At 39.7% G+C, this 26,408-nt stretch carries 21 protein-coding genes and 6 pseudogenes; 18 read left to right on the top strand and 9 right to left on the bottom strand.

Annotation, left to right across the window (positions count from 1 at the left end; all coding sequences use genetic code 11):
- The first annotated feature begins 2 nt into the window (after window positions 1–2).
- The 16 genes and pseudogenes from FTT75_RS06655 to FTT75_RS06585 all read left to right on the top strand — a co-directional run bounded on the left by FTT75_RS06655 (window position 3) and on the right by FTT75_RS06585 (window position 15,898).
- Window positions 3–2,069, top strand: a complete 2,067-nt coding sequence (locus FTT75_RS06655; protein ID WP_180186130.1) for a DUF262 domain-containing protein — start codon at window positions 3–5, stop codon at window positions 2,067–2,069.
- A 481-nt stretch (window positions 2,070–2,550) separates the two neighbouring features.
- Complete coding sequence (locus tag FTT75_RS06650) at window positions 2,551–3,066, top strand: hypothetical protein (RefSeq protein WP_180186129.1); 516 nt, start codon at window positions 2,551–2,553, stop codon at window positions 3,064–3,066.
- Complete coding sequence (locus FTT75_RS06645) at window positions 3,053–3,730, top strand: metallophosphoesterase (RefSeq protein WP_180186128.1); 678 nt, start codon at window positions 3,053–3,055, stop codon at window positions 3,728–3,730. The genes FTT75_RS06650 and FTT75_RS06645 overlap by 14 nt, the downstream gene beginning before the upstream one ends.
- A 164-nt stretch (window positions 3,731–3,894) precedes the next feature.
- Window positions 3,895–4,341 (top strand): annotated as a pseudogene (locus tag FTT75_RS16035) (restriction endonuclease subunit S); the annotation flags it as partial.
- A gap of 78 nt (window positions 4,342–4,419) precedes the next feature.
- A pseudogene (locus FTT75_RS16030) lies at window positions 4,420–5,043 on the top strand (restriction endonuclease subunit S); the annotation flags it as partial.
- Window positions 5,044–5,111: 68 nt separating this feature from the next.
- Window positions 5,112–5,963, top strand: a complete 852-nt coding sequence (locus FTT75_RS06635; RefSeq protein ID WP_180072822.1) for an HNH endonuclease — start codon at window positions 5,112–5,114, stop codon at window positions 5,961–5,963.
- A gap of 17 nt (window positions 5,964–5,980) precedes the next feature.
- Window positions 5,981–6,892 (top strand): DUF5655 domain-containing protein, encoded by a 912-nt coding sequence (locus tag FTT75_RS06630; protein WP_159138849.1) that lies wholly within the window; start codon window positions 5,981–5,983, stop codon window positions 6,890–6,892.
- Window positions 6,893–6,920: 28 nt separating this feature from the next.
- Entirely contained in the window at window positions 6,921–9,797 is a 2,877-nt protein-coding gene (locus tag FTT75_RS06625; protein WP_180072820.1) for a type I restriction endonuclease subunit R, read from the top strand.
- A gap of 179 nt (window positions 9,798–9,976) precedes the next feature.
- Window positions 9,977–10,411 (top strand): arsenate reductase (glutaredoxin), encoded by a 435-nt coding sequence (gene arsC, locus FTT75_RS06620; RefSeq protein WP_005093706.1) that lies wholly within the window; start codon window positions 9,977–9,979, stop codon window positions 10,409–10,411.
- A gap of 286 nt (window positions 10,412–10,697) precedes the next feature.
- On the top strand, window positions 10,698–11,717 hold the full coding sequence (locus tag FTT75_RS06615; RefSeq protein ID WP_180072818.1) for a permease: 1,020 nt from the start codon (window positions 10,698–10,700) through the stop codon (window positions 11,715–11,717).
- 19 nt (window positions 11,718–11,736) lie between these two features.
- The gene (locus FTT75_RS06610; RefSeq protein ID WP_005093701.1) at window positions 11,737–11,976 is read left to right on the top strand and encodes a thioredoxin family protein; all 240 of its coding nucleotides are present in this window, start codon (window positions 11,737–11,739) and stop codon (window positions 11,974–11,976) included.
- Between the two features lie 192 nt (window positions 11,977–12,168).
- Window positions 12,169–12,489 (top strand): metalloregulator ArsR/SmtB family transcription factor, encoded by a 321-nt coding sequence (locus FTT75_RS06605; protein WP_005093699.1) that lies wholly within the window; start codon window positions 12,169–12,171, stop codon window positions 12,487–12,489.
- A gap of 6 nt (window positions 12,490–12,495) precedes the next feature.
- A complete protein-coding gene (locus FTT75_RS06600) occupies window positions 12,496–12,969 on the top strand; it encodes an arsenate reductase ArsC (RefSeq protein ID WP_074382687.1) in 474 nt (157 codons plus the stop codon).
- Between the two features lie 5 nt (window positions 12,970–12,974).
- Window positions 12,975–14,015: an ACR3 family arsenite efflux transporter gene (gene arsB / locus FTT75_RS06595; RefSeq protein ID WP_005093695.1), complete on the top strand. Its 1,041-nt coding sequence runs from the start codon at window positions 12,975–12,977 to the stop codon at window positions 14,013–14,015.
- 4 nt (window positions 14,016–14,019) lie between these two features.
- On the top strand, window positions 14,020–14,724 hold the full coding sequence (gene arsH, locus FTT75_RS06590; protein WP_035337425.1) for an arsenical resistance protein ArsH: 705 nt from the start codon (window positions 14,020–14,022) through the stop codon (window positions 14,722–14,724).
- Window positions 14,725–14,818: 94 nt separating this feature from the next.
- On the top strand, window positions 14,819–15,898 hold the full coding sequence (locus tag FTT75_RS06585; RefSeq protein WP_005093691.1) for an ArsO family NAD(P)H-dependent flavin-containing monooxygenase: 1,080 nt from the start codon (window positions 14,819–14,821) through the stop codon (window positions 15,896–15,898).
- Window positions 15,899–16,001: 103 nt separating this feature from the next.
- On the opposite strand, the pseudogene FTT75_RS06580 reads toward FTT75_RS06585, so the two are convergent.
- The 4 genes and pseudogenes from FTT75_RS06580 to FTT75_RS06565 form a co-directional block, all read right to left on the bottom strand.
- Window positions 16,002–16,313, bottom strand: a pseudogene (locus tag FTT75_RS06580) (ion transporter); the annotation flags it as partial.
- A gap of 251 nt (window positions 16,314–16,564) precedes the next feature.
- Entirely contained in the window at window positions 16,565–16,801 is a 237-nt protein-coding gene (locus tag FTT75_RS06575) for a VF530 family DNA-binding protein (RefSeq protein ID WP_002058193.1), read from the bottom strand.
- Between the two features lie 115 nt (window positions 16,802–16,916).
- A pseudogene (locus tag FTT75_RS06570) lies at window positions 16,917–17,105 on the bottom strand (type II toxin-antitoxin system HipA family toxin); the annotation flags it as partial.
- A gap of 64 nt (window positions 17,106–17,169) precedes the next feature.
- Window positions 17,170–17,472 (bottom strand): helix-turn-helix domain-containing protein, encoded by a 303-nt coding sequence (locus FTT75_RS06565; RefSeq protein ID WP_159138966.1) that lies wholly within the window; start codon window positions 17,470–17,472, stop codon window positions 17,170–17,172.
- A 204-nt stretch (window positions 17,473–17,676) separates the two neighbouring features.
- On the opposite strand from FTT75_RS06565, the pseudogene FTT75_RS06560 reads away from it, so the two are divergent.
- A pseudogene (locus tag FTT75_RS06560) lies at window positions 17,677–18,570 on the top strand (IS481 family transposase); the annotation flags it as partial.
- Between the two features lie 264 nt (window positions 18,571–18,834).
- Complete coding sequence (locus tag FTT75_RS06555) at window positions 18,835–22,182, top strand: DEAD/DEAH box helicase (protein ID WP_180186126.1); 3,348 nt, start codon at window positions 18,835–18,837, stop codon at window positions 22,180–22,182.
- A gap of 17 nt (window positions 22,183–22,199) precedes the next feature.
- Here the strand turns inward: FTT75_RS06555 and FTT75_RS06550 are convergent, their stop codons facing one another.
- The 5 genes and pseudogenes from FTT75_RS06550 to FTT75_RS06530 form a co-directional block, all read right to left on the bottom strand.
- Complete coding sequence (locus tag FTT75_RS06550; protein ID WP_180186125.1) at window positions 22,200–23,489, bottom strand: type II toxin-antitoxin system HipA family toxin; 1,290 nt, start codon at window positions 23,487–23,489, stop codon at window positions 22,200–22,202.
- Window positions 23,486–23,794 (bottom strand): helix-turn-helix transcriptional regulator, encoded by a 309-nt coding sequence (locus FTT75_RS06545; RefSeq protein ID WP_004282130.1) that lies wholly within the window; start codon window positions 23,792–23,794, stop codon window positions 23,486–23,488. The genes FTT75_RS06550 and FTT75_RS06545 overlap by 4 nt, the downstream gene beginning before the upstream one ends.
- Window positions 23,795–23,983: 189 nt before the next feature.
- Window positions 23,984–24,244, bottom strand: coding sequence for a helix-turn-helix domain-containing protein (locus FTT75_RS06540; protein ID WP_159138970.1), 261 nt, complete (start codon window positions 24,242–24,244; stop codon window positions 23,984–23,986).
- A 291-nt stretch (window positions 24,245–24,535) separates the two neighbouring features.
- On the bottom strand, window positions 24,536–24,898 hold the full coding sequence (locus FTT75_RS06535; RefSeq protein WP_159138971.1) for an MbcA/ParS/Xre antitoxin family protein: 363 nt from the start codon (window positions 24,896–24,898) through the stop codon (window positions 24,536–24,538).
- Between the two features lie 130 nt (window positions 24,899–25,028).
- Window positions 25,029–26,282, bottom strand: a pseudogene (locus FTT75_RS06530) (site-specific integrase); the annotation flags it as partial.
- Window positions 26,283–26,408 lie beyond the last annotated feature (126 nt).

Here is a 26,408-nt window from a genome sequence, read left to right as displayed (position 1 = left end):
ATATGAATCAAAGCGTACATACAGAATTATTGACGCTTCAGCGTGTCGTGGAGCAAAAATATCAATTCATTATCCCGAGTTACCAACGCCCCTATGTATGGTCAACTGATGACATAAAAAGCTTATTGAACGATATTAAGTCGGCTTATTTACAGCAAGAACCTCATTATTATGTTGGAAGTACACTTACTTCCAGAAGAAACATTCTATTGGGAAATGAAAATTTAGATGTTCTTGAGTTAATTGATGGGCAACAACGGACAACGACCTTAATTTTATTTTCTTTAGCTTGTAAGGGCTTGAGAGAACAAGTAAGCCATCCTATGATGAATGTAGCGTGTATTGATAAACACCCTAGATTACATTTTGAAATTCGAGAAAAAGTACAAGCATTTTTGCAAGAACATGCAGGTTTAGGCAAGACTCAATCAACACAAGTGCTAAGCGCCGTAGAAGATGAATATCTAGAAAAGATTGAAGAAGGTCTTGTTTTTATTCGTCAGTACTTAGAAGGCTTGAAAAGCCAAGAAAATCGCAAAGGTTTTATGGACTATGTTTATCATCATGTGACATGGGTGAATAACATTGTCCCCAGGGATATCGATCTGAATAAGATATTTACGAGTATGAATACAGCAGGGGTTCAATTAGAGCCTGTTGATTTGGTGAAATCAAAAATCTTTAAAAAAATAAACACTGATAAAGTGCTTTATAGTGAGTTATGGGATGTCTGCCAGAATATGAGTCAATATTTTGAAAGATTGCTCAAGGAAAAAATAACTACGGAAAGCTGGCGAAAACTGAGCTATACAGACCTTGCAAAGTATCAGCCAACAAAGATGGACTTTCACTGCTTGCAGAATTCATCTGATACTGAACAGCCTGATATGTCGATTTCTAACATTTTTAATGCGTTTCAATCAGACATAAATAATGAAAATATACGGTTTGCAAAAAAAGCTAAAACTCAAGGTAAAAATTTAGAAGATGAAGAGCAAAAATATAGTTTTCGTTCTTTTTTAAGTTTTGATTTGTTACTGATTCATGCCTTAAGAATTTATACAATTAAGTCAAATTTAGGTGTGGATATTCAGCAAAGAATTACAGGGGCGAACCTCCAAAAAATCTTTGATGAATTTTTAAAAGCAGTAGATGAAGAGCAGCAGGTTAAAGGCTTTATTCAGACCTTATGGCAAATCCGATATTTGTTCGATAGGTTTGCTGTGAGATGGATTGAAGATGAGGAGAATCGAGCAGAAGATGGTAAGAAGCGAATCGAGGAACTCGCTTTAACTTATATATCTGGTCCAGATAAAAACGACTCATATTCAAGGTCGAAGAAAGAATATTCGGCTTTACAGCAATTGCAAAGTGTCTGTATTTTCACAACAGACCGAAATGCACATTATTGGCTGACTCCGTATTTAATGGCACTGTTAGATCTATTTGATAAGCGTGATGGCAAGATCAATGATGAAGATGCCTTGACCATTCTTGAAAGAATAGACAATACACTTTCTTTAACGACTCAAACTCAGAAAGAAGCGAGCTATTTGTTGGCTCAAGGTGTAGACGTGAAACAGGAGCCTTTCGAGACTATCAAGGAACAATTGAATATTCCTCAGGGTACTTCATTTAAACATTATTGGTTTCAAAAACTTGAATACACCTTATGGAAAGCCATAAAGATCAATAACATTATGCAATGCCGTGATCAAAAGGAATTTAAGGCGTATCGCATTACTTCAAAAAATTCTGTTGAACATATACATCCACAGAACGAAAGATATGGTTCAGTATTAGAAGACCAATATTTGCATGCTTTTGGGAACTTAGCACTATTAAGTCCGAGTCAAAATTCAGAATATAGTAATAAGCCAGTGACTGTAAAAATGGCAGAATTTGATAAAAAACCTATATATGATTCTTTAAAGCTTAAATATTTATTTGATACATTCAAGAAATCTGGGGATAAAAATCTAAGTAAGCAAGTTATTAAGATGCATCAAGATCAAATGCTGGATTTTTTGATAATGCATTATTGTAAAATAGAGAGTAATAAATATTAGAATTAAGTAAATATAGAAATATATGCAAAATATAGTGGATTTAAATCTACTATATTTTAAAATAAAAGACTATTAAAATAATAAAATATTGAATTATTATTTATGGGGTGTTTATTTTTTCAATAGACTTCTTGCGAAAGTATGCTTTTACCTAATTTTTGAATTAGCTAAAACCTTATAAAATATAGCTTGTGGCTGTTTAAATTTTGACTAACGCAAGAGGTCTAATAAAATTTATTTTATAAATCTTGGATTAAAAGAGGTTAATTTTTATCAAAAAAAAAGCTACATTTGTAAAAAAATATTTCAAAAAAAAGGATTTTTTAAAAATAAATTTTTATTAAATTAAAAAAATAATTAAAAAATACTAATTTATAGTTTTATTTTTGTGACAAAAGACTTTTTTCTTATAAAAAACAAAAATTTGATATTTTATTTTATTTATTTTAAATTTAAATTTTTATCAAGTAAGTAGATTCTTATGTTAGATACTATAAAAAAATTAAATAGTGTTTCTGAAGAAGAAAAACTAGACTTCATGAGTGAAATTAATAATTTTTTAATAGACCATTTAAATATTAATGAAGAAGAGGGGGTGTTGGAGTTTGCATTTCATAGCGGTAATAATGCAAGGTGTCCAGGTATAGAGTACTGTGGAAAAATATATGATAGCGAAGATTATAATAGAATTTATATTAGATTTGGTACTTTTGGGGACAGTGTTAATATTATAAGAAAGCGTATACGTATTGCTAATGTTTGTTTTAGAAAAAAATATAGACGTCAAAACAAAGGTACAGAACTCATTAAAATATTATACAAATTAGCAGTAAAATATAATTATGAAGTTATTAATGTTGATACAGTAAACGAAAATTCTGAACCTTTAGTAATTAAGCTGGGATTTTCACGAATAGAAAATTTATGTAATTATCATATAGAAGTTACTGAATTAGCTAAGTATTTTAATATAGATACAAAAAATGAGTGTTCTTAAGATTAGTAATAAAAAATTTAGATCATGTTTTATCGTTGGAGATCTTCACGGGTCTTATAGTCTTCTAATGCAAGAGCTTCATCTAAAGAATTTTGATTTTGACAATGACTTGCTCATATGCACAGGAGATCTCATCGATAGAGGTAATGAAAATTTAGAATGTATTTCATTACTCGATCAAACATGGTTTTTAACTGTGCGCGGTAATCATGAAGAAATGTGTATTCGAGGGCAACATGATCCTAAAATGAAAGACATGCATGCAAGGAATGGCGGAGCATGGTTTTATAGACAATTTCAAAAGACACGACAGAGAATTATTGATCGTTTAGCAAAGTTACCATTGGTGATTGAAGTTGAGCTGAAAAATAAAAAGATAGGTATCATTCATGCCGACATTGATATTCACGATTGGAATATTTTTAAGGATGACATTTCCCAAGGTGATTATAAAATTTCTGGTATCAAATCATCTTATGAAAATGCATTATGGGGTCGGGGGAGAATACGTAATTACTCAGATAAATATGATATTGTCGAAAATATTGACGAAATTTATATTGGTCATACAATTGTCAAAGAGCATACACAAATCGACAATTGTCACTACATTGATGTCGGCTCATCCTTCACTAAAAAACTCTGTCTTATTAAAGTTCAGTAGTTCAGTAGTTCAGTAGTTCAGTAGTTCAGTGAGAGTAGTGGGGGAGTTAAGTGGAGGAAAATCATTTAAGTGGTTAAAAAAGCAACACTTAAACCGTGTATCCCGATGTGTATCCTAAATTTTCTAAGAACTAATTAATTTAGTAAAAACAATAGGGTAGGGGGATGTTTTCGTCCGTCTGGGAACTCGATCTTTTAGGTAATCTCGTTCAGATCAAAAGTGGTTACTCACCAAGTAAATATGAACTGGATAAAAGTGGGGAAATGCCATTTTTAAAAGTCGAAGAACTAAACAATTGTGATAAATATCAAGAATATTCAAGATTTTATACTGAAAGAAATTCCGATGCGGTTCCTAGTAAAAGTGTCGTTTTTCCCAAAAGAGGAGCAGCTATCCTAAATAATAAAGTTCGTATACTGCGAGTAGATGCTTTATTAGATAGCAACCTTATGGCACTGATCCCACAACATAGTTTAGATGCCGAATTTTTATATTATTTAATCAATAAAATCGAACTTTATAAGATCGCTGACACTTCAACTATTCCCCAAATCAACAATAAGCATATTGAACCATATAGTATCTATTTACCAAGCACAGAAGAACAAATCAAAATCGCCTCTTTTCTATCGAACGTGGATGAAAAGATTAGCCAACTCACGCAAAAACATCAGCTACTGAGCCAATACAAACAAGGCATGATGCAGAAGTTGTTTAGCCAGCAGATTCGTTTTAAAGCTGATGATGGAAGTGAGTTTGGGGAGTGGGAGGAAACATCTTTGCATACCTTCCTTTGTGAAAGTTTGATAAAAGGAAGTAAAGGTAATAAAGCTAAGAAGTTAACGGTTAAATTGTGGGGTAAAGGTGTTATCCCTAAAAATGAAGCTTTTCAAGGCAGTGAAAATACACAATATTATAAGCGTTCAGCAGGGCAATTAATCTACGGAAAGTTAGACTTTCTTAATTGCGCTTTTGGGCTCATTCCTGAGTATTTAGATGGATTCGAATCGACCATTGATGCCCCAGCTTTTGATATTGATAATAAAATAGTTCATCCTTATTTTTTGATAAATAGATTTTTACAGAAGGACTTCTATCAAAAAAATGGTGAGGAAGCCGATGGAAGCAGAAAAGCAAAGCGAATTAATCAGAGTGTGTTTTTAGCTATGCAGATTGGTTTACCTTCTTTAGAAGAACAAACCAAAATCGCCAATTTCTTATCTGCCATTGACCAAAAAATTGAAGTCATGGCACAGCAAATTGAACAGGCTAAAACTTGGAAAAAAGGCTTGTTGCAGCAGATGTTTGTTTAAAGGATTTTCCCATCTCCTTTTAGGAGATGAGAAACATCGTTTCGTAAGGGGTAAGGTTGAAAAATAGAATGGCAAATTGGTTAATAAGCGTTAAATACGAAGAATTTGATTTAGAAAGTGCGTATGAAGAATTACCCGTCATTTATTGGAGTAATCACGCAGAAAATCAAAATGCAGGTTTTCAATTAGGGGATCATGTTTATATCTATGTCACTCAACCTGTTTCAAAGGTGATGTATCAATTTAAAGTGCTTGATCAATCAGGTAATAACTATCCAATTGAACAGCGCAAATATTGGAAAATGAAAGAGGAAATTGACTCATATACAGGGAATTTTTCAGTTTTTCAGAAAGTCTGTAAATTGGATAAAACGTCATTGACTCGTGATTATTTTATTCAAAGTGGGTTATTGCCTAAAACGGATACACTCCAAGCAAGAAGAACAGACCGCAACAAAGCGCTCAATCACCCGATTAAATTAATATTGGATTTTATTGCTGATCAATTTCAGACAGATCGTATTGAATACGATTATCCAGATGAAGCAGGTTTAGAAAATGAAACCTTTCCTGAAGGAGCTAAGCAAACGGTTTTAGTGAATAAATATGAGCGTAACCCTGAAGCAAGGGCTAAATGTATAGAAATTCATGGAACACGTTGTTATGTCTGTGGCTTAAGCTTTGAACATATGTATGGCTCATTTGCTAAAGATTTCATCCACGTACATCATCTTAAGCCTTTGCACACGATTGGCGAAGAGTATGAAGTAGATCCTAAAGAGGATCTAAGACCAGTCTGTCCTAACTGTCACGCCATGCTCCATAAAACCGAAAATGGTATTCCAATGACAATTCAGAGATTAAAACTTTTATATAGCGTTTCTTTGAGTAATCCGCTTAGACAAACATTTGAAGAATAAATAATTCGAGATTTTTAATGCAGCTTTATCAAACCCAAGCACAGTCATTAGTAGAACTTATAGAAGATCCTTTTCGTCTGGAAAGAGAGATTCAAAGCCTGTTTGAAAGCAATCTTTACAGTTTTACAGGTTTGGAATTCATCAAGTCTGAATTCACCATTAAAAACAACCGTATTGATACACTGGCTTTCGATCCCGAAAGTCAGGCCTTCGTAATTATCGAATACAAGCGTGAACGCAATTATAGCGTGATTGATCAAGGCGTTTCTTATCTGAATCTAATGCTCGACTATAAGGCAGATTTTATCGTTGAGTACAATGAGAGCCAGAGCAAACAGCTTAAACGTCAGGATGTAGATTGGTCACAGAGCCGAATCATCTTTGTTTCACCGAGCTTTACCGACTTTCAAAAGCAGTCTACCAACTTTAAAGATTTAGGCATTGAGCTGTGGGAAATCAAACGTTATCAAGGCGGAATTGTTTCAGTCAATCCATTGCAGAAAGCCAAATCAGCGCCTTCAATCAAGCAAGTGCAAAAGGTTGAGTCTGAAGATATTCAAAAGATTGCCAAAGAAATCCAGCAATATGATGAAGCCTATCACTTGGCGGAGAAGTCCGATGACATCAAAGAGCTATATGAGCAATTCAGGGACTCAATTCTGGGCTTAACCACCGATTTAGATATTCATCCCAAGAAAATGTATATCGCCTTCCGTAAGGGTAAGCGTAACTATGTCTATATGAGTATTGGGACAAAGCAAATTCGCATCTGGCTGAATATGCCTTTTAATCAACTGGATGACCCGAAACAGCTCGCGAAAGATGTGACCAATATTGGACATTGGGGCAATGGCGATTGTGAGGTGATCGTGTCAGATACAGAAAATTTAGAATATATCTTGAGTTTAATTAAACAGACATTGAAGTGAATAATTTAAGATTTTAGAGGGGAAGGAAATGACAGTACAAAGCGAATATCAACTTGAAAATGAACTGATTAGCCAGCTCAAGCAATTGGGATATGCTGCGGTGACGCTCAAGGACGAAAGCCAACTACTGTCTAACCTGAAAACCCAGATTGAACGTGCCAATGGACTTGCGCCACTATCTGATACAGAGTGGAAGCAGGTCATTAGTTTTCTAAATACAGGCACGGTATTTGAACGGGCCAAGAATCTGCGTGATCTGTTTCCAGTCAAATTTGATGACGGCAGCAGCAAACACCTTTTTTTCCTGTCTGATGAACCAAGCAAAAATATTTATCAGGTCACCAATCAAATCACCATCGACCACCGCGACTATAATGGCCGTACCAGCCGTTTTGATGTGACCTTACTGGTCAATGGTTTGCCTTTGGTACAGATCGAGCTGAAAAAACGCGGCATGGAAATCGCCGAAGCCTTTAATCAAACGCAACGCTATATTCGTGAAGCGTATTGGGCTGGGCAAGGGCTATTTGGCTTTATCCAGCTGTTTGTGATCAGTAATGGTGCCAATACCCGTTATTATTCTAACGGCACCACAGGCATCGAGTTTGCCTTTCCATGGGCGGATGTCAATAACAAACACATCAATGAAATTGTCGACTTTGCCGAAGCTTTTCTCAATCAGCAGCATCTGACCCAAATGCTGACCCAATACATGGTGCTGCTAGAAACCACGAAAAGCCTGATGGTGCTACGTCCCTATCAGATTTATGCAGTGCAGAAAATCGTGCAGCATGTGCAAAACTCCGATCAGAACGGCTATATCTGGCATACCACCGGTTCAGGCAAAACCCTGACCTCGTTTAAAGCCAGCCAGATCATCATGCAAATGCCGGACGTGGAAAAAGTCCTGTTTGTGGTGGACAGGAACGACCTGGACACGCAAACCTCACGCGAATTTAATGCCTTTAAAGCCGAAAGTGTCGACAGCACCGATAGCACGCATACTTTGGTCAAGCAGCTGGATCAACGCCATGACAAACTGATTGTCACCACCATCCAGAAGCTAAACCGGGCCATCAGCACGGATCGCTATCTGGAATACATTGATTATCTCAAAGACCAGAAAGTGGTGTTTATCTTTGATGAATGTCACCGCAGCCAGTTTGGTGAGACCCATCAGAATATCAAGAAGTTCTTCAGCAATGCGCAGATGTTTGGTTTTACCGGAACGCCGATTTTTGAGGAAAACAGTCAGTCTAAAGCCGGCCTCAAACTCACCACGGATTATCTGTTTAATCAGTGTCTGCACCAGTATGTGATTGTCGATGCGATCCGGGATCGTAACGTGTTGCAGTTCCAGATTGATTACCGGGGTAAATACACGGCCAAGGGCATGCAGCACAACCTCGACTATGACGATGATGTCGAAGGCATTGATACCCGGGAGCTCTACGACAATCCACAGCGCCTGGAAATGATTGCGCGCTATATTGTCGATACGCATCCGACCAAAACTCGCAATGGTGAATTTACCGCGATGTTCTGTGTCAGTTCGGTCGATACCCTGACCCAGTACTATGAAGTGTTTGAAAAGGTTCAGGCCGAGAAACAGCAACAGGATGAAGAGCAGGGCCGACTGTTCAAACCGCTGACGATTGCGACGATTTTCTCCTATGCCGCCAATGAAGCAGTCCCAGTAGATGAGCAAAACGGGCTGATCCATGAAGAAGCAGCCGATATTCCCAGCCAGATCAATCCGTCCAGTCGCGACAAGCTGGACCGTTATATCGCCAAGTACAACCAGCAGTTTAAGACCAACTACAATTCTGGCGACCAGTTCTATGCCTATTACCGCGACATTGCCGATCGGGTCAAAAAGAAACAGATTGATATCCTGCTTGTGGTGAATATGTTTCTGACCGGTTTTGATTCCAAGCCCTTAAATACCCTGTATGTCGACAAGAACCTGAAATACCATGGCCTGATTCAGGCCTTCTCGCGAACCAACCGCGTCTTTAACGACAAAAAACCTTTCGGCAACATCATCTGTTTCCGTAACCTGAAACGCGCCACTGATGAAGCACTGGCATTATTTTCCAATAAAGAAGCGCAAAAAGTGGTACTGGTGCCAAGTTATGAAGAAATTCAGCAGGACTATGAAGTGGCAGTACAGAAGCTACTAAATATTACCCCTGATTATCAAAGTGTCGACGAACTCATCACTGAAGATCAGCAGCTGGCGTTCATTAAAGCCTTTCGAGAAGTGATGCGTTACAACGCCCAGCTGCAAACCTTTATTGAATATGATCAGGACCAGACTGCACTGGATAAACAGCATTTTGCCAACTTTGCGTCCAAGTATGCCGATCTATGTCGTGATGTACGCAAGACCACTAAAAAAGAAAAAGTATCGGTACTGGACGATGTCGATTTTCAGCTGGACTTACTGCACAGTGACCGGATCAATGTTGGTTATATCATCAACCTGCTACAACTGGCTGTGAATAGTGATGATGAAGACAAACGTAAGAAGTATGAAGCTCAGGTCTATGACCTGATTGGCAATGAAATCACCCTGTATGACAAGCAGGCGCTGATCCAGAAGTTTATTGAAGAAAACCTGCCCAAGATGATCAATGGCCAGAGCGTACAAACGGCCTTTGCTCAGTTCTGGGATGCTGAAAAAGAACAGGCCTATCAGTACCTCTGTACAGAAGAAAACCTGAAACCAGAAGCAATGAAGCAAGTTCTGGAACATTACGAGTTCACCAAACGTTTACCACGTAAGGAAGAATTGAAAGACTTGCTGAACTTTAAAGTGAAGCTGTTTGAACGGGAAAATGTGTTGAGTAATCTGCTGGTCAAGACCCGAAAGCTGATTGAAAAGTTTTATGTGGGGTTTTAACAGCAGCCCGTGAAGTGATCCAATAATCTAGAGCTAGAAGAGACTATTCATTTTGAAACTGCTTCAAATGATTTTGGACTTCTCATATCAGGTTACATCTGAAAAACACATATATTTTATATTGCGAATATGCGTATATTCATATACAAAGCTATGATTCATTGATAAGAGTAAAGCTCATGGATCAAATGCCAAAAGTCCAAATTTATCATAATCCAGCCTGTGGTACCTCACGCAATACGCTGGCTTTAATTCGCAATGCGGGAATTGAGCCTGAAGTGATCGAATATCTAGTTACGCCTCCTTCTCGTGATGAGCTGATTCAACTGATTTCTGATGCAGGTTTATCGGTAAGAGATGCGCTCCGTAAAAATGTCGATCCCTATACCGAGCTGAATCTAGATGATGCCGGCTGGAGCGATGAGAAACTGCTTGATGCCATGCTGCAACATCCGATCCTGATCAACCGCCCGTTGGTGGTTACCGAGCTTGGAACCCGATTATGCCGCCCATCGGAAGTGGTACTGGATATTCTGCCTTCGCCACAATTAAAAGCCTTTGCCAAAGAAGACGGTGAAATCATCGTGGATCAACAGGGCAATCGGGTAAAATAAAGTGTCCCCCCTACGAAAAAGCTTCAACTTGATTGGAGCTTTTTTATCTGAAAAACACATGGACGATGATCCATATCATTTACATACTGAATGAAATAGGTTCTTGAAGGATAAAGGAATTGGATCATCAGCAGGCAGTTTCCCCGTATCAGGTTTTGACAGAGAGTACCATTTTTCAAATCTTACACAGGCTACCGACTGGAAACTGTTGCGCAGGTCAATGGTTCAAAAATCTGCCGATGAGTGCATCGACCTGATCTCATCCCCCTAAAACCAGGAGCTTTAAATGGAAAGCATAATCGCGATTTTTGCCTGGCTGAATGATGTGCTGCTTAAAATGACCTGGCTCTCGGAAGGCGTGCGCTGGCTGGTCGAAAATGTCTTCGGTTTATCGGTGGTGACCCGGCTCGGTGGCAGTATTCACTTCTTTATTTATGATGTTTTTAAGATCTTTATTCTGCTCTCAGTCCTGATCTATAGCCTGTCGTATATCCAGAGTTATTTTCCGCCTGAACGCACCCGGCAGATTCTGGGACGCATGACCGGGATCAAAGCCAATATCATGGGGGCCTTGCTCGGCACCATTACCCCATTTTGTTCCTGTTCTTCCATTCCGCTGTTTATCGGTTTTACCCGTGCCGGACTGCCTGTGGGGGTGACCTTTTCCTTTCTGATTTCATCTCCCTTAGTCGATCTGGCTTCGATTATTTTATTGGCCAGTATTTTTAACTGGAAAATTGCCATGATCTATGTGGTTCTTGGTCTGATTTTGGCAGTTATTGGTGGATCACTCATCAGCTTTTTCAAAATGGAAAAGTATGTCGCTAAATTTGTTACGCAAAATAGTACAGCTCAGGGTGATGAAGATTTTAAAATGTCTGCGAAAGAGTGCCGGGAATTTGCCTGGGAACAGGTGGTGGAAATCTTTAGCAAGGTCTGGATGTATGTGTTGATTGGCGTAGGGATTGGCGCGGCAATTCATAACTGGATTCCTGAACAGTGGATTACCGCCTTGCTTGGTCAGGATCACTGGTATTCCGTACTGATTGCTACAATCATAGGCATACCGATGTATGCAGATATTTTTGGCACTTTGCCGATTGCAGAAGCTTTGGTGGTGAAAGGTGTGGGGTTGGGGACGGTATTGGCCTTTATGATGGCGGTAACAGCACTTTCCCTGCCATCCCTGATCCTGTTAAAACAGGTGGTGAAAACCCGCTTATTGAGCCTGTTTATAGGGATCGTTTTTGTGGGAATCTTGATTATTGGCTATAGCCTGAATACTTTGGGTGACTGGTTTTTATAAAATGTATGGAGAATAAAAGATGAAAATTAAAGTTTTGGGTACAGGCTGCCGTAAATGTAAGGCCCTGTTGGCTGCAACTGAAGAAGCAGTGAAAAGCACCGGTGTCAAAGCGGACATTGAGTATGTCACGGATATGATGCAGATTGCCGAAACCGGACTGTTAAGCACACCGGGTCTGATGATTGACAGTAAAATCGTATCGAGTGGTAAAATTCTGGAAGCTCAGGCTATCGCGGAACTGATCGAGAAAAATAAATAACTTCAAAATTAAAGTTGTAGCGAAGAAAACCAGTGGTTCAAGTCGCTGGTTTTTCTATATTGGAAGAAGAGGGAAACTGTTAAATCCAGCGCTTTCTGGCTGTGATATCCTGATCCAGATATAATTTTTCACTTGTACTATTTACTATATATATGGATATGTATATATTTGCATAATAGAAGGGGAGCAGCTATGGACCACGTTCAGTTTTTTAAATGTTTATCTGATGAAACACGTCTCAGTATTGTCCTGCTGATTGCGGAAAATAAAGAGCAATGCGTCTGTGATCTGACCGATAAACTGCAGTTAAGCCAACCAAAAATTTCACGGCATTTGGCCTTGTTGCGGTCTTGCGGTCTGCTCAACGATCGTCGGCAAAGCCAGTGGGTGTACTACAGCCTCAATCCGCAATTACCGGCCTGGTGCTTTGAAATTCTGGACGTACTGAAACGTAGTGACGTTCCGGTTTTATTTGATTCTTCCGCTCTATCGATTCAGAGCCATTGCGAGTAAGTTTTCATGAAATTTTTGTTTTTATGCACGGGGAACAGTTGCCGCAGCATTCTATCTGAAGTGTTGTTCAATAGCCGTGCGCCAGAAGGCTGGGTCGCTTACAGTGCTGGCAGCAAACCTTCCGGTCAGGTGCATCCCTTGACGCTTGAAACCCTGCACAATCTGGGCTTGTCGACTAAAGGCTTATCCAGCAAGACGATTGATGCCTGTGAACAGTATCAGCCAGACGTGGTGATTACCGTCTGTGATGCGGCTGCACAGGAAGCGTGTCCTCTTTATCTTGGCGGAGCGATCAAGGCGCACTGGGGCCTGTCTGATCCGTCACATTTAGAGGTGGATAAAGAAGAAAAAATGCAAGCCTTTATGAACACTGTTGAACATATCAATCGTCGCCTGGATACTTTGTTTAAACTTAACGTAGATGAACTTTCTCGCTCACAATTGATTGCAGCGATTAATCAAATTTCGAATGTTGAGTAAGTCACATGTCTGAAAAACGCATGTCCTTTTTAGATCGCAACCTGACGCTGTGGATTTTTATTGCCATGGCGTTAGGCATCGCAATAGGAAACTTTTTTCCTCAAGCATCGGTTGCTCTGGATCAATTCAGTATTAATTCAGTCAATATTCCAATCGCGATTGGTCTGATTCTGATGATGTATCCACCCCTGGCAAAAGTGGATTATGCGACCTTGCCACAAGTGTTTAAGGATAAAAAAACCCTGACGCTATCTTTAATTCAAAACTGGTTGATTGCTCCGGTACTGATGTTTGCGTTGGCTGTGATTTTTTTGCATAGCTATCCAGAGTATATGACAGGCGTGATCCTGATTGGTTTAGCTCGATGTATCGCCATGGTACTGGTGTGGAATGGTCTGGCCTGTGGTGATAACCAATATGTTGCAGCATTGGTGGCGTTTAACAGTATTTTCCAGATTTTATTCTTCAGTACCTACGCCTGGTTATTCCTGACCTTCCTTCCGCCATATTTTGGTATTGAAGCTCAAGTGATCAATGTTAGCTTCTGGACCATTACCCATGCTGTTCTGATTTATCTTGGAATTCCGTTCTTATTGGGTTTCTTAACGCGCTTAATTTTGGTGAAACAAAAAGGCGTGGAATGGTATCAAACCAGGTTCATTCCAAAAATCAGCCCGCTGAGTTTAATGGCTTTGCTGTTTACGATTTTGGCCATGTTTAGCTTAAAAGGGGGTGATGTTGTGAGTCTTCCACTGGAAGTTTTACGCATCGCGATTCCTTTAATCATTTACTTTGTGGCCATGTTCTTTATTAGCTTCTTTATGAGTAAATGGATGGGCAATGATTATCCAAAAACTGCTGCAATCTCATTTACTGCGGCTGGAAATAATTTTGAATTATCACTTGCAGTCGCCATTGCAACTTTTGGTATTGCTTCGCCGGTTGCTTTTACCACGATTATTGGGCCATTGGTTGAAGTACCTGTGTTAATTGCTTTAGTGAGTGTTTCACTGTGGCTAAGAAAGAAATATTTTAAAGAGGCTTGATATGATGAACCTGCCTAACGTAGATCCAAATCTTATTGAACAACCCACCTTTGAAAAAGTCCAAGCCAAAGAACTAGCTCATCCTCCTCGGATTTTACTGCTCTATGGGTCTAATCGGGAACGTTCTTACAGTCGCCTTGCAGTTCTTGAAGCTGGTCGAATCCTTGAATATTTTGGGGCAGAAGTAAAAATCTTTCATCCTAAAGGGCTTCCTTTACCTGAAGATGCGGATACTGAGCATCCAAAAGTAAAAGAGTTGCATGAACTTTTAGCATGGTCAGAAGGCATGGTGTGGTGTTCACCGGAACGACATGGTTCTATGAGTTCCATCTTTAAATCCCAGATTGACTGGATTCCACTGGCAGGGGGCGCAATTCGTGCCACTCAAGGAAAAACCCTTGCCTTGATGCAAGTCAGTGGGGGATCACAGTCCTTTAACAGTCTGAACCAGATGCGTGTTTTGGGGCGTTGGATGCGGATGATCACGATTCCAAATCAGTCTTCAATTCCAAAAGCATTCCTGGAATTTGAAGAAGATGGACGAATGAAGCCATCAGCATTCTATGACCGGATTGTGGATGTGATGGAAGAACTGTATAAATTTACCTTGCTGACTCGTGGTCAAAGCAAATACCTGACAGATCGTTATTCAGAACGCAAGGAATCGGCTGAAGAGCTTTCCAAACGGGTAAATCAGCGCAGTTTGTAAGACTGAATTTGCTTGATCAGGCTGTCCGGTCAATCAGAGAAATCAGCAGAAACCCGCTGAAAAAGCGGGATGCTGCATCAAGAACGACAGAAAAATGCAAGGGGAAAAGGCTTTGGACATAAAACAGATCGAAACAGATGTGATCATCATCGGTGCTGGACAGGCCGGTTTGTCCACGGCTTATTTCTTAAAGCGCAAGAATATTCCGTTTATCATCCTGGATGATCAGCCTCAGCCTGGAGGTGCCTGGCAGCATGCCTGGGAGTCCTTGCGTCTTTTCTCCCCCAATAGCTGGAGTTCGCTGTCGGGCTGGATGATGCCGGCGACCGAACAGACCTATCCGACCCGCAATGAGGTGATCGATTATTTGACCGCCTATGAGCAGCGCTATCACTTTCCTGTAGTTCGTCCGGTGCATGTGGAGCGCGTGGAAAACAAAGGGACATATTTAGAGGTCTATGCCGGGGAACAATCCTGGAAAGCCAAAGCGGTGGTAAGCGCTACAGGGACATGGAGCCAACCATTTATTCCCGAGTATGCAGGTCGTGAGCATTTTCAGGGTATACAACTTCATTCAGCAGATTATAAAAATGCTGAGTTATTTAAAAACAAGAAAGTCATGATCGTGGGTAGTGGCAACTCCGGTGCGCAAATCCTGGCCGAGGTTTCCCAGGTAGCTGAAACGCTTTGGATCACCCAGACACCGCCGCAATTTCTGGCAGATGATGTCGATGGCCGTGTCCTGTTCTTAAGGGCGACCGAGCGTTTGAAAGCCCAGCAGCAAGGTAGAAAGATCGAGCAGCCCATTGGTGGTCTGGGCGATATTGTCATGATTGATTCAGTCAAAGAGGCACGTGAGCGAGGCGTTTTACAGAGCAAGCGTCCATTTTCGGCTTTTACCGAACATGGCGTGATGTGGGAAGATGGCAGCACCGCGCAAGTGGATGCAGTGATCTGGTGTACCGGATTTAAGGCGGCGCTGAATCATCTTAGCAGCCTCGGGATTATCCAGCAGGACCAGACCATCGCAGTGAAGGATGGCCGCTCGGTTCAGCTGCCGAATTTATGGCTGGTCGGTTATGGGGAATGGACCGGTGCTGCTTCGGCGACGCTGGTCGGAGTTTCCCGGACATCCAGGGCAGTGGCCGATGAAATCGCTGCGTTTTTAGATTGAAATGACTTGATCCTGCTTCAAACGAAAAAATTGAGTGAATAGCATCTGCCTGCAACAAGTATCATATCCTATGGTCTGATGCTCGCGATGATCTGGCTACCTTTTAATCAGGTAACTTATGCCCACAATGCGGGCAGAAGAAATACTTGTTTTTTTCCTGCTCGAGTTGTTCTTTCTTGCGCTCATGAATAAGCTCTAACAGGATATCCTGCATTTGCTCTGTGCTCAGCCCGACTTCTTTACGTAAAGTTTCAATTTTTTCTTGATCTTCAATCAAGTCAATTTCTGCGTCATCAAGCAGTTCACGAAATCTTAATTCCAGCTTGTGTTTGCGTTGTCTCAGCTCATTGGCCAGGCCATTGGCCAGAATACCCGCAGGAAGTGCTGCCAGACCTACCCCTAAAATGGTAATGACCCCAACCTTGGCAAGAGTCACCGACATAAAATACACTAAATAACATAATTGGTATTTTAATAAACTCTATATATAACAGTTGTATAGAGTTTTTATTTTGTGTGGTGTAATTTAAGGTAGGGTGGGGTACTTTGATTTTTGGTCACTAATTTATTGTGATAATCAACAATAATAACCAACATACACATGCTTAATCTAAAGGTGTTTTACTGACTGGTATAATTTTATAATGAGAGGGGTGTTGCCTGGGGCTACGGTTTCTGTTTTGCCTTTTGGCGTAAGACGTACAAATATAAGCTTTCTACTTTTTCACGTGCCCATGGTGTGGTACGCAAGAATCGCAATGATGATTTAACACTTGGGTCTATGCAAAAACATCTAATTTCAATTTTACGACTTAAACCTTCAAAGCCACCGTAGTAATCCAATAATTCATCCAAAATGTCAGCAAGTTTTTTGCCGTGTAAAGGGTCATTGGAGGTGTTCATAATAGATCAATCGTATTTTGGGTGGCCATTATTATAACCTGGGCTAGTTGGAAAACTAGAGAGTTGGAATGTAAGTAATGATGGACTGAATAGCCACCAAAATTCTGGAGCACACCCAGCCATCGGGTGATGCATCATATATATGACTTGGTAATCCCATTTGCTGTGTAGGAAAGTTTTTTCTTAATGGGTCACCTTTTAATGGAAGTAGGTAAGAGGAAAGCTCTAAACCTTTACGGATCGCTTCAGCACTGTATTCAAAGGCAATTAATGGTCGACCTGTGATTGCTGTTGAGGAGACCAGTGTACCCTAAAGCCAATATTCACCCCATTCATTGTAGTAAACATTAAGTTTTTTGAGCATGGATTTATTTCCTTTTGATACGTTGGCGAGCCGTATTGCTCTCATAGCGAAGAATATCATCTACACTGTTTAAATGAGGTTTGAAGAGTTCCTCTAATTCTTGTAATCGGCCTAGGACCATGGCAACGTGTACTAAATTTTCAAATGAAACATTTCGACCTGCTTCCAGATTGGATACTGTATTCACACCAATACCAGCACGTGCAGCAACATCTGCCTGAGTCATTTCCAGATAAAGTCGTTCTTTACGAAGCCTCTCACATAATAATCCAACAACTTCTTCAGGTTTTCTGAATTTTAAATCCATAATATTGGGTCTTATGTCCATATATGTCTATTAAACCACAAAATAATGGAGTTATAAAATAAACCAGTTGATCGGTAAGAAGGTGCTTTATTGGCCTGATTAGATCCTATTAGATTAAAGAAATCTAATTAGACATTTACAATCTAATGGAATCTAATACAATCTATGGTAATAAATAAATCATTGCCGAGTGAACCGTACCGGGTTTGTCGGAGATGTGGCATTTCTAGACCAACGTTACGCAAGTGGTGGAAACGATATTCTGAGCAAGGTATTGATGGATTAAGTAGCCAGAGTAGACGTCCCTTAAAATCGCCAAATACTAAAATCAATGCTGAGCTAGAAGCCTTAATATTAGAAATGCGCTCAGCTAGAAATTTTGGTGCTCGACGTTTGCAAACAGAATTGATGAGGCTGCACGGAGTCTCGTTGTCCTTAGCGACTATCCATAAAGTACTATCCACCCATCAAGTCAAACCGATTAAAAAATTCCGTCGTAAAGCAGATTTCATTCGTTATGAACGCCCATTATCAGGCGATAGAATTCAAATGGATACCTGTAAACTGGGTCCAGGACTATATCAGTACACATCTATCGATGACTGCACACGATATCGCGTTTTAAGGATATATAAACGCCGAACAGCAGCGAATACTCTCGACTTTTTAGACTGCGTAATTGAAGAAATGCCTTTTCCCATACAGCGAATACAGACCGATCGTGGGCGGGAATTCTTTGCTGAAAAAGTACAGAAAAAAATGATGCAGCATGGAATCAAATTTAGGCCAAATAAACCAGGTTCACCTCATCTGAATGGCAAGGTAGAGCATTCGCAAAAAACTGATAAATCTGAGTTCTACGCTACTGTAGATATCGATTCTGAGGATATCCAAGACAAGCTAGCCGAATGGCAGCATTACTATAACTGGATGAGACCACATTCAGCGTTGAAAGGTAAAACACCGATGGAGAGGTACTTTGAATTATGTGAAGAAACTCCTTTCTCAGATGAAGTCCAGAAGCAATACAACCCCTCAAATGAACGGATTCAACATGCCAATTACAAGACGGATCTAGAGATCGCTAAATTGAAATGATCTCTATGAATCACACATAGAAACAATGCTAAAACTTTTGACCCCATTTGGTTTAAAATTAACTGTTGTGAAGAAATGATCACTTTCTATCAGGATATTTTCGATCTCAATGAACTGTTTAACTTCTCGAATTTGATTGTCTTTATTCACAATATTCCTATTGAGTGAGTCGAATCTGTGCTCAGGTTGAGCAGTTCGGCTACTGTTCTGAAATGACAGCTTTGTCCGTTATAATTGTATAAACATTTTTAGTGTCTGGTAATTATGTCCTCATTGATCAATTTTCTATCTCGCTTTAGTACTGCAACTATTCAGCGCAGCCTTAGCTATGCTAAACACATTGATAGGGAAACGATTGAGTTCTTTGAGGAAAAAGACGGTGTCACGATGTATGCCCAAATTGAAGGGACAGATTATTATGATACTGCGATTACCTATAATCCCCAAAAAGACCGTTTAATTGATGACGACTGCACTTGTCCGGTTGGATATAACTGTAAACATGCTGCGGCTTTAGCGCGGTTATTCTTTCAGGAATATCGCCAGGAATTTCAGCAGCGTTATGCTGACTCTCAATCCCCACAGGGAATCGCAAAACGCAAACAGGGGTATGATCAGGCGCAACGCTGGTTGAATGATTTTAAACGGTATTTACAACAGACTGAACCTGAGCAGCCTGCCAAAACAAACACATGTTTAATTTACCTGTTAAATCAGTCTGTCAGCTCAAAGAAATTGACCCTTGTGGTGCAGAAGGCCAGACGCAATAAAAATGGCTCGATTGCCGGTGAAAGTGATTATACGCACTATGAAAATATCACCAGAAAGCATCTGACTTTACCGGAACAAAAACGACAATTATTTAACCAGATTTATTATTACGCCAAAATAAACAGCGACGAGCGTTTTTATCAAAGCAATCTTGATATCTCCGGAATTTCATTGGAGCACTTTAAATCTTTTATTCAAAGTGGCGATGTGTACTGGCAAAAAAAGAGCTATGCTGCACTTCAATGGTCAGAACAAGGCTATCACATCGAATTGATCTGGGAACAAGGTGTCAACAAACAGACGGAGCATTTAAACATTGAATTGGTCAATGGCGATATTCGACTCGATTTAAAATCAAATCCACATATCCAGATTCTCGCGAGCCAGCCACCATGTTATGTGGATATTCAACAGAACACGGTGGGCCAGTTATATGGTGAATATACGGCAAATCTGCTCTACCATTTTTTACAGATGCCTGATCTTCCAGCTACGCTCTTGCCAGAGTTTGAGCAACTGACTCATCAATATTCAGACGTGAAAAATCTGCCTCAGCCCGAGTCTATTCAGCATGTTGATGTCCTTGAGGGTAGTCCCCAGCCAATTTTACGCTTCGGTGTTTTAGATAAATTTGATTGGAAATGGGAAGAGTCTGTTTGTGCTGAAATTGAATTCTCCTATGCAGGCGGAAGAATAAAAGCAGGTACATCAGGCGACAGTTTTATTGGTGAGCAGCATGACAAAATGGTACGACAGCTTCGGGACTTAGTTCAGGAACAACAGTCAATCCAACGTTTACAGCTATTGGTCGAATCACTGAAGTGGGTGAAAGATCTTAGTTATGACCATCAATTAAAACTGAATAAACAACGTCTTGATTCTATGGTTTTTGCTTTCTATGGAGATTGGATCAAACAGCTGATGCCCATCAATCAAATTGAGTTGATGGGCTGGCAGATAGAGCATCTGAATAACAGCCCCTTTAATCTGCAATATGTTGAAAATTTAAATATTTCTATCACTGAATCTGAAGGTCAGCAGGACTGGTTCAATATCGGGGCGACGGTTCAAGACAGTGCAGGCAATTCTTATAATTTGCTTGATGCGCTCGTAGCTTTGGTGCGAGTAAATCCTGATTTACTTGATCCGCGGACTTTTATTCATCTGCATGACAGTCAAATTTTCACCGTGAAAACTGCAGTTGATCAACCTGATTTGGCTCTATCCGCTAGGGATATTAAGCCGGTATTGTTGCATCTGCAGAGCATTTTACAGCAAGAAGAGCGCAGTATTGATCGCTATGATGCGAGTCAATTATTAGAATTGCAGCATAATCTTGGGATGACATGGCAGGTCAGTGATCGCCTGCAGCAATTTGTACAGAAATTCAAACAAGGCTACCAGCAACAACTGCCGACACCACAAGGTTTTCAGGGGGAGTTGCGTCCATACCAGCAGCAGGGCTTAGGCTGGTTACAGTTTTTAAGGGAAACCCAGCATGGCGGGATTCTGGCAGATGATATGGGCTTAGGGAAAACAGCACAAACTTTAGCCCATTTACTCATGGAAAAGCAGGCTGGATATTTGCAGGACAGTCCCGCCTTAATTGTTGCACCCACATCGCTGATGCATAACTGGTTCAAAGAAGCGGAGAAATTTACCCCTGAGCTCAAGGTATTGCTGCTACAGGGCCCCGACCGCCATCAGTATTTTGAGCAGATTCCGCACTATGACATTGTGTTAACCACCTATCCGCTTCTGGCGAGAGATGAAGAACAACTAAAGCAATATGAATATCATCAACTCATTTTGGATGAGGCGCAGAATATAAAAAATCCGCGTGCCAAAGCTGCACAGGTAGTACGGCAATTAAAAGCACGACATCGTTTGTGTCTAACCGGTACCCCGATGGAAAATCATTTGGGTGAGCTGTGGGCACTATTTTATTTCCTGATGCCAGGATTTTTATATTCACAAGAAATTTTTAATAAAAAGTACCGTCATCCGATTGAAAAACGCGGTGATCAGCAGTTAAGGCAAAAGCTGGTCAACCGGATTAAGCCCTTCATTTTACGTCGCTTGAAAACTGACGTAGCCAAAGAATTGCCAGAAAAAACTACGATTGAAGTCAATATTGATATGAATGACCAGCAATCCAAGTTATATGAGGCTGTTCGTGCCACGATGCAGGAAAATATTCAGAAAATTGTGGCAGAAAAAGGCTTTAAACGTAGTCAAATTCAAATTTTAGATGCCTTACTGAAGCTACGTCAGGTGTGCTGCCATCCTAGCTTACTAAAGCTGGATTCAGTGAAAACCGGGCAGGCACACTCTGCCAAACTTGAACAGTTGATGGATATGGTCGTTCCAATGGTGGAGGAGGGGCGAAAAATTCTGATCTTCTCTCAGTTTACCTCAATGTTGGAACTGATTGAGCAACAGCTCCATCACGCAGAAATTGGCTATGTGAAGCTGACTGGAAAGACCAAAAAGCGAGATGAAGTCATTACAGCATTTCAGTCTGGACAAGTGCCAGTATTTTTAATCAGTCTGAAAGCAGGAGGGGTCGGTCTGAATCTAACTGCCGCAGATACGGTCATTCACTATGATCCATGGTGGAACCCTGCTGCTGAAGATCAAGCTTCAGATCGTGCATGGCGGATTGGACAGGACAAGCCAGTATTTGTGTATAAGCTGATTACCAATAAAAGCATAGAAGAAAAAATTCTTGCCTTACAGCAAAATAAAGCAGAACTGGCACAGTCTATTCTAAGTACCGATCATGAGGGCGAAGCGAAACTGACGGAAAATGACGTGATGAACTTGTTTGAGAAATTTTAGTTTGGTTTCAGATTACCCTAATCATCTGTAAGTATCTGAAAGTCTGGATGCAATTTTTTCCAATGTTCTCTTAATTTTTCTTTATGAGCGGAAATCATAGGTAAGTCTAGTAATAGCACTGGCCATACTGACCGTGCTTTGTCCATGATCGCGTGAAGTTGTTTTTCAATAACACGCCATGGAACGCCGACTTTTTCTGCCCATTGCTTAAAATGCTTCATCTCAGCTAGATACCAATCTTTATTTTTGGCAAGATTTAATGCGAAATGACGCTCATTTTCAATATATACACTGGTCATTAATATATCGTATGCGGGAGATAATCTTGGGATTCTTTTATCGTGATAAATCATACTCCAGTTCTTTAAGTGTGCATCTCCATTGGCGAGTAAAATATTTATGAGTAAACGGCTAGCAAATTGCTGAATATCAAAAATTTTGTTATCTGAAAATTGATAAATGATCTTTCCTATCTGCTCATAATTTGTGGTGCTGTATTTCTGATGTGGATATGCGCCGAAGATCTGAGCAAAATCTTCGATGTGAATAAGGTCTGTAGTATCAGCAGTACTCTGTCTATCAAATCTTTTGATTGCGAAAGCATATTGCTCTTGGGGTAAATTTAATGGTGGAAGGTCTTGTAAAAGGGCCATATCCACCAAGCGAATCTCAGGGACATCTATTCCGACCGTTTTGGCAAGGGTCATCATAGAATATTCATTTAGCGGAACAAAAGCATGTCTGGAAGAAGGAGTTTTGATAATCCAGTCCCCGAGTAGAGTCGTTTCCGTTGCCTGTGCTAGTGTAAAACGCCCATCTTTGGCTTTCATGGAAAACTTCATTTGGACGCCGGCCAAGGAAAACTTATTATCTGTTCGAATCTCTTGCTTTAAAATTTGATCTGGATTCGAGATCTGCAGTTTGAATTTTATTTCATCTGGAATTTCTTCTGGATCTAATGGAGTCGCAATGAGTGCTCCAGGTAAATCATGACCTAAATCTGCCAATAACTGAAATTCATTGTCTATATGTACTTTGAGGCTTTGTGCAATCAGTTCACGTAATGCCCCTTCTGGTAGCAAGTTTGATAGCAAGGGGTGTAAGCGCTGATGTGTAACATAGGTCTTTTCTAAAATTTTATCCGCTTGAGGATACAAGGGGGAAGTTAGCAGGCTCAAGGTCGGACGTTGCTGATCAAAGCGGAAAGAATCTGTAAAAACCAGAATATTTTTTCCGCTCTGAAATCCTGCCAAGTATCCAACGACAGCGTGATGTAATGTTAATTTCAGGACGGCAACAGTATTCATGGTTCCTCTCCTCCGAGAAGACCCTTCCATGGGTTAGTCATTAAGTCATCCTGATCTTCAATAGTGACTTTAATTTCATCATTCAATAATTGTCTAATCAAATGAACCTTATCATCAGGGATGAGCATCAGTTGAGCATTTAATCCTGCCGCGATAATTTCTAAGGTCTCTAATCGAGGGTTACCCTGACTTTCCAACTTTTGGTATTGCTGTCTTGAAATGCCTGTACGGGATTGCATATCAACTTGCTTTAAGCCCAATTGGGTTCGTCTTTTTTTGATTTGCTGAAGTAAAGACTTATTCATTGTAGATACATTTATTGCTTTTAGGTCATATAAGAAACATATTAGTTTCTTTTTTTTTGAAAAGCAATTTATGAATTTATCATTTCGATCTGTAAAATAGCCCTACTTGTATGAGAAATGGGTGTTCAAGTTGTTGTTGATTTTGCATTGTTGGACGTAAATACCAAATGATAGAGCCTGTAAATAATTTCATTCATCATCTTCCGAAAATATTGCTTCAATTTCATCCCACTGCGGCAATTTATGCTTTTTTTTATTCACTTCGAATTGTAAACCAACACCATCAAGCACACGTTCAAATATATCAAATGAACCTGTAAAATGGCCATTTTCCATCTCTGAAATTGTTGTTTTATTGACTTGAGTTTTTTCTGCAAGGCTTTTCTGTGTATAGCCTAACCCTTTTCTTGCCAAACGTATTTCTTTACCTATTTCACCTCGTGTAGCCATTTTTTTCTCCCGAAATTTGTTAGCCATATAGCAAACTTTTAACTAATTATGGTGAATGTTCGCTATATAGCAAACTTTTTATAATGGTTCTTGAATAGCTATTGAGTTTATAAGGAGGATTTGCCTCGCATCAGGTTAATAAAATCCAATATATAGCAGCAGTTCGCAATTAATTGACGGAATTAGGCCAGACATATACATCTTGAGAAGAAGAGGGGATTCTTATACCTCGCATTTGAATTATTGGAGAGGACTATCACTTTCAAATTTTTCTGTAATACTTTGCTTATCTTAAAGTTTAGCCCGAAGACCTTCCACCAATTGTAAAACAGAGGCCAATCCCTGAGGGTTCTGAATCTGTTCTATTGGAATACCACTCAACAATTTATTGGGTGATTTTATAAAATGCTGCATCCAGGCTGTATCCCCACCTGTCAGAGCATCTAGTGATGTGGTAATACGGATTAAAGTGAGGGCGATTTCTCCCTGTTTTGAAGTGGGATCTAATTCAAGAGAGGTTAAATTTTTCACTGAATCTATATTCAGTATTAAGGCTAGTTGATCGTGTGCAAGACCAAGTCGTTCAGCAGCAGCTAAAACTGCCTTAGCTAATATCATTTTCTGTTTTGCAGTTTTTTCTGATGTTGTACGCATGACCGATCCCTGTTTCAGACGCTGCTAATTCATAGAGTTTATACTATTTAATTATCGTTGATCAGACATCCAATTTTTACTAAAGATATATTAAATTTGGCTTTAGATAAGGAAGCAACGGTTAAATTATTTAACAGCATGTAGTTATTTTTAGACTTTCAGCTTTAAGTTCAAGAGATCGTGGTCTACCGATACAGGCTAGATGTAAGCAAAATTTAAATGCAGCAAGAGCATGACCATCTTTTACTGAGTAGAGTTGTAGACGAGGAAATTCCTCTTGAGTTGATGGATGTTTATCTGTTGATGCTTTTGCTAATTTGAAAAGTTGAGGCTGTTGTTTAGCATCTAACTTTGTTTGCAAATCTTGTCCAAATAAGTGCCAAAATTTGGCAGGAAATAAAGCCTTAACCTGGGAATAAAAATGTTCGAGATGATTGATATCCTTCCAGCGATAATGGATACCTGTGTGTGATGCGGTCACTCGACTCAAAAATACATTCAAAATGAATTCAATTTGTATTGGATTTTTGCGAGTTATTTTCTGTAGATGTTCAAAAAAATAAGTCACAGCGTGAAGCTCTTCAGCGGTATCAAGCATCGCTGGCTTTAAAAGGGTTGAGCTATCAATACTAAATAAACGAGGATTCCCTTTTTTTGATTTAATGTCTGCTAAATTTAGGGCATTTTCATACCAATAATTTACGAGCTCTTCTGGTAAGCATATACGTTGAGCTGCACTTTTAGGATCGTGAGTAGTCTCTAATAAGTTGAGTGTTTCATAAAAGCGTTGAAGTGAAATTTTAGAATCCTCTGTGCCGGCGAAAAAAGCAAAAAAGTCATGGGGTTGATTTGTTTGTACTGACAGTTCGTTAAGAATGTCAGTAGCATTACTTTGGAGCCAGTTTGTTTGATCGTTCAATAATATAGTTGCTAGAACTGCCTGATTTTTTTCAAAATTAAAGTCTTTTTCATCCGTTGTTATTTTCAAATTTTTAAACGTTGCATTGTAGCCCATGATTTTTTTAGCCAGTTCATTTGGCATATCTGGATGATGTTTCAGTAGTTTTTGACCAGCAATGAGATAACTAAAGTGAATATAACTTTTGAAAGTTTCAACGGGTTCTATATGCCCTAAAAGATGTGCAATAACAAACCAATGGTTTTGTCCATGTTGATTTTGAAGAAGTTCAGCTCGAATTTTTTCATATTCGTTTTCACTATAGTCAGTCAGCTCTTGCACAAGTGGTGCATATTCACAGTTCAGTAAAAGCGATAAATGATTCGCTGCCGTGTGACGAAAAGAGTGAAAGGAGTAATGATGCTCTTTAAAGACCTGATTCAATATCAGTTTTAGGGGCACAGTGACAGTGTGTTTATTCAGTTTGAACCGTACCGGGTTTGTCGGAGAGTTTTTTATTTAAGTTAGGCCACCTGACCTAACGGGTTAATCTTATCATAGTACATTGCTTCAAAATCAAAAGGTGATACATAACCTAGTGCACTATGTACA

Origin of the sequence: Acinetobacter sp. YH01008 (genome assembly GCF_013420435.1) — a bacterium.
GTDB lineage: Bacteria > Pseudomonadota > Gammaproteobacteria > Pseudomonadales > Moraxellaceae > Acinetobacter > Acinetobacter pseudolwoffii.
Note: the sequence above shows the minus strand (reverse complement) of the source record. Positions and strands in the feature narration are given on the sequence as shown.

What these genes read in the sequence shown, in the direction of transcription:
- FTT75_RS06655 (WP_180186130.1), top strand. Translation starts at nt 3, where the DNA reads ATGAATCAAAGCGTACATACAGAATTATTGACGCTTCAGCGTGTCGTG.
- FTT75_RS06650 (WP_180186129.1), top strand. Translation starts at nt 2,551, where the DNA reads ATGTTAGATACTATAAAAAAATTAAATAGTGTTTCTGAAGAAGAAAAA.
- FTT75_RS06645 (WP_180186128.1), top strand. Translation starts at nt 3,053, where the DNA reads ATGAGTGTTCTTAAGATTAGTAATAAAAAATTTAGATCATGTTTTATC.
- FTT75_RS06635 (WP_180072822.1), top strand. Translation starts at nt 5,112, where the DNA reads ATGGCAAATTGGTTAATAAGCGTTAAATACGAAGAATTTGATTTAGAA.
- FTT75_RS06630 (WP_159138849.1), top strand. Translation starts at nt 5,981, where the DNA reads ATGCAGCTTTATCAAACCCAAGCACAGTCATTAGTAGAACTTATAGAA.
- FTT75_RS06625 (WP_180072820.1), top strand. Translation starts at nt 6,921, where the DNA reads ATGACAGTACAAAGCGAATATCAACTTGAAAATGAACTGATTAGCCAG.
- arsC (WP_005093706.1), top strand. Translation starts at nt 9,977, where the DNA reads ATGGATCAAATGCCAAAAGTCCAAATTTATCATAATCCAGCCTGTGGT.
- FTT75_RS06615 (WP_180072818.1), top strand. Translation starts at nt 10,698, where the DNA reads ATGGAAAGCATAATCGCGATTTTTGCCTGGCTGAATGATGTGCTGCTT.
- FTT75_RS06610 (WP_005093701.1), top strand. Translation starts at nt 11,737, where the DNA reads ATGAAAATTAAAGTTTTGGGTACAGGCTGCCGTAAATGTAAGGCCCTG.
- FTT75_RS06605 (WP_005093699.1), top strand. Translation starts at nt 12,169, where the DNA reads ATGGACCACGTTCAGTTTTTTAAATGTTTATCTGATGAAACACGTCTC.
- FTT75_RS06600 (WP_074382687.1), top strand. Translation starts at nt 12,496, where the DNA reads ATGAAATTTTTGTTTTTATGCACGGGGAACAGTTGCCGCAGCATTCTA.
- arsB (WP_005093695.1), top strand. Translation starts at nt 12,975, where the DNA reads ATGTCTGAAAAACGCATGTCCTTTTTAGATCGCAACCTGACGCTGTGG.
- arsH (WP_035337425.1), top strand. Translation starts at nt 14,020, where the DNA reads ATGAACCTGCCTAACGTAGATCCAAATCTTATTGAACAACCCACCTTT.
- FTT75_RS06585 (WP_005093691.1), top strand. Translation starts at nt 14,819, where the DNA reads ATGCAAGGGGAAAAGGCTTTGGACATAAAACAGATCGAAACAGATGTG.
- FTT75_RS06575 (WP_002058193.1), bottom strand. Translation starts at nt 16,801, where the DNA reads ATGAACACCTCCAATGACCCTTTACACGGCAAAAAACTTGCTGACATT.
- FTT75_RS06565 (WP_159138966.1), bottom strand. Translation starts at nt 17,472, where the DNA reads ATGGATTTAAAATTCAGAAAACCTGAAGAAGTTGTTGGATTATTATGT.
- FTT75_RS06555 (WP_180186126.1), top strand. Translation starts at nt 18,835, where the DNA reads ATGTCCTCATTGATCAATTTTCTATCTCGCTTTAGTACTGCAACTATT.
- FTT75_RS06550 (WP_180186125.1), bottom strand. Translation starts at nt 23,489, where the DNA reads ATGAATACTGTTGCCGTCCTGAAATTAACATTACATCACGCTGTCGTT.
- FTT75_RS06545 (WP_004282130.1), bottom strand. Translation starts at nt 23,794, where the DNA reads ATGAATAAGTCTTTACTTCAGCAAATCAAAAAAAGACGAACCCAATTG.
- FTT75_RS06540 (WP_159138970.1), bottom strand. Translation starts at nt 24,244, where the DNA reads ATGGCTACACGAGGTGAAATAGGTAAAGAAATACGTTTGGCAAGAAAA.
- FTT75_RS06535 (WP_159138971.1), bottom strand. Translation starts at nt 24,898, where the DNA reads ATGCGTACAACATCAGAAAAAACTGCAAAACAGAAAATGATATTAGCT.